The 2,529-nt window shown below is 45.7% G+C and carries 2 protein-coding genes and 1 pseudogene; all 3 read right to left on the minus strand.

Features of this window, described 5'->3' with window-relative positions; genetic code table 11:
• Nucleotides 1–78, minus strand: a pseudogene (locus tag F6K20_RS41000) (YlxR family protein); the annotation flags it as partial.
• A 506-nt stretch (nucleotides 79–584) separates the two neighbouring features.
• Nucleotides 585–1,871 (minus strand): transcription termination factor NusA, encoded by a 1,287-nt coding sequence (gene nusA / locus F6K20_RS33775; RefSeq protein ID WP_287248488.1) that lies wholly within the window; start codon nucleotides 1,869–1,871, stop codon nucleotides 585–587.
• Nucleotides 1,872–2,041: 170 nt separating this feature from the next.
• The gene (gene rimP, locus F6K20_RS33780) at nucleotides 2,042–2,503 is read right to left on the minus strand and encodes a ribosome maturation factor RimP (RefSeq protein WP_008182529.1); all 462 of its coding nucleotides are present in this window, start codon (nucleotides 2,501–2,503) and stop codon (nucleotides 2,042–2,044) included.
• Nucleotides 2,504–2,529: the final 26 nt, after the last annotated feature.

Here is a 2,529-nt window from a genome sequence, read left to right on the forward strand (position 1 = left end):
TACTCGGACAATACGCCAAAACTCCTGTTTTGGTGCTACTTTCCGGCAGCTAAGACAACGTCGATAGTTGGGTTTCATACGGGTTTTCGGTTTGGAAAATCTCAAAAGTCCTCCTTCTTTAAAGGGTACGGTAGATGGAGGCTTGTAGGGCGTTTGCGATTGGGCAAACACCCTGTTTACGTGATTGACTTACCCAAATGAAACCAAAAATCAATGCCAGAGGGCGGTAAAAAGGGTGTGGGCTAACCGGTGGTGTGAAACCGGTGCTGTGAGCAGAAGATGAAAAACTATAGTAGAGATAGTCACACCCTTGAGAGAAGGAGGAATAACACAAGAAGAAAATCACCACACCCACCGGGAGTAAGGGGTAGAATGGGATAGGGGGTAGAGTAACCCAGCAGAAGTGGAAGGATTGAATAAGTCATTGGTTTGGAAGAAAACTGTCAAAGAATTCTTGACCACAGCCGAGACCCTGCACCCCACTACCATTCTAAACCGACAAGCTTAGGGGTATCATTTTATACCATTCCCATTCTCAACCTTGGCCAAACTTTCCTCACCTCAGGGTTAACCCCTAAAATTACTTATTCTTCTTGAGTACTCAAATCAAGCACTGGCTCAGCATCAAGCACATTTTCTGGTGTTTCTACTCCTTCTTGGTAATCTTCCTGTAACTCACTGCTATCGACATCATCTTCTTCTAGGGTCTCCTGTTTAGAAATGTCTGTAGTGTCTTTTTTGTATTCCGCAGCATCTTTAATGTCAATCTTCCAACCCGTAAGGCGGGCAGCAAGGCGAACATTTTGTCCTTCTTTGCCTATAGCTAAACTCAGCTGGTCTTCTGCTACTAAAACATGAGCTTGACGTTCTTCTGGATTGACTAGTAGCACCTGATCAACTTGGGCTGGGCTAAGAGCGTTAGCAATATAGGTAGATGGGTCAGGAGACCAACGAATTACGTCGATTTTCTCACCTCGTAATTCATTCACCACAACTTGAATGCGGGAACCTCTAGCACCAATGCAAGCTCCCACCGGATCAACATCTCGCTCCAGGGTATCTACAGCAATTTTAGTCCTTGGTCCGACATGACGAGAAGGAGGATTAGCTTCCCGTGCTACTGCAACAATCCTTACCACCTCATCGTCTATTTCTGGGACTTCGTTGCTAAACAGATCGACCACTAATCCAGCCGCCGCTCTGGATACCACCAGCTGAGGACCACGGTGAGGGCCTTCCCGGACTTTTTTGAGATAAACCTTAAAGGTGGAGTTAATCCGATAGTTATCATTGGGTAGCTGTTCCCGTTTGGGCAGTTCGGCTTCTACCTCTGGCCGACCAAAACCACTGCTGAGCGCCATAATCACAGACTGCTGCTCAAACCGTAGCGATCGAGATTGCAGAACGGTTCCTTCTAGGTCTTGAAACTCTTCCTTAATCAGCTTACGCTGCTGGTCTCGGAGTTTTTGAGAGAGCACCTGTTTGGTTTGAATCGCTGCCATGCGACCAAACTCTCCTTGGTCTGGAGTCACATCCAAAACCACTGAGTCTCCCAATTGTGCTTCAGAGGCAACTTCCTGGACTTCTTTGAGAGAAATTTGATGGTCACTATTTTGTACCTGTTCGACAATGGTTTTGGTAGACAAAACGCGGAAGCCTTCTTCTTCAATATCAAGATCGACTTCAAAGTTGTCAAAATATTCTTCGTCAAAATGAAATCGTTGGTCTAGCCGTTGAGAACGGCGATAGCGCTCATACCCTTTTAGCAGTGCTTCTCTTAATGCCTGTTGAACTGCAGACCTAGGTAAATTGTGGCTTTGACTAATTTCTTCTATCATTGCCTTAAGTCCAGGCAAACTAACTATTGACATCAGCAAATCTCCGTCTTAAATCTATCCATGGCAATTGTCTTGGGATTTAAAGTAAATCAAGTTCAACTTCAATCCTGAGCCTTGAAGCTTGTACGGGAGAAGCACTTGTAGATCATAGTCAAGCCATTGTCTTTACAAGTACTGCACGCCTACCAACCTTCAAGCAAAATTTAACCCCCATCATCGAGTTTTACTCTGGACACGAGCTGACGGGGAATGGCAAACGCACGACCCTTGAGATTGAGATAAACTCCGCTCTCATCCCGGCGAATTAACTGCCCACGCCACTCTTGCTGCCCCTGATAGGGTTCAAATGTCTGAACAATCACACCAAACCCTTTGAAAGAAATGAATTCTCGGTCTGTGGTTAAGTCCTGTGTGATCCCAGGACTGGAAATTTCCAAAACGTAGGTGTCTAAAATGATTTCCTTAGCATCTAACTGAGCTTCTAAAGCACGACTCATGCGTTCACAGTCATCCAAGCTAGTGTCACGGATGGGGTTGCGGATATAGACACGCAGCACGGGTGGGCGTCTGTTGGTCTGGAAGAGAGCCTCTACAATCTCTAATCCTAAATCTTGAGCCAATGGCGTTGCCAAATCGATTAGTTGTGGAATCAGGGGATGAGTCATGGCACCAATCCAATAAAAAAAGTGGA

Source organism: Moorena sp. SIO2C4, from assembly GCF_010672485.1.
In the GTDB taxonomy this organism is placed as follows: Bacteria; Cyanobacteriota; Cyanobacteriia; order Cyanobacteriales; family Coleofasciculaceae; genus Moorena; species Moorena producens.

What these genes read in the sequence shown, in the direction of transcription:
- rimP (WP_008182529.1), bottom strand. Translation starts at nt 2,503, where the DNA reads ATGACTCATCCCCTGATTCCACAACTAATCGATTTGGCAACGCCATTG.
- nusA (WP_287248488.1), bottom strand. Translation starts at nt 1,871, where the DNA reads ATGTCAATAGTTAGTTTGCCTGGACTTAAGGCAATGATAGAAGAAATT.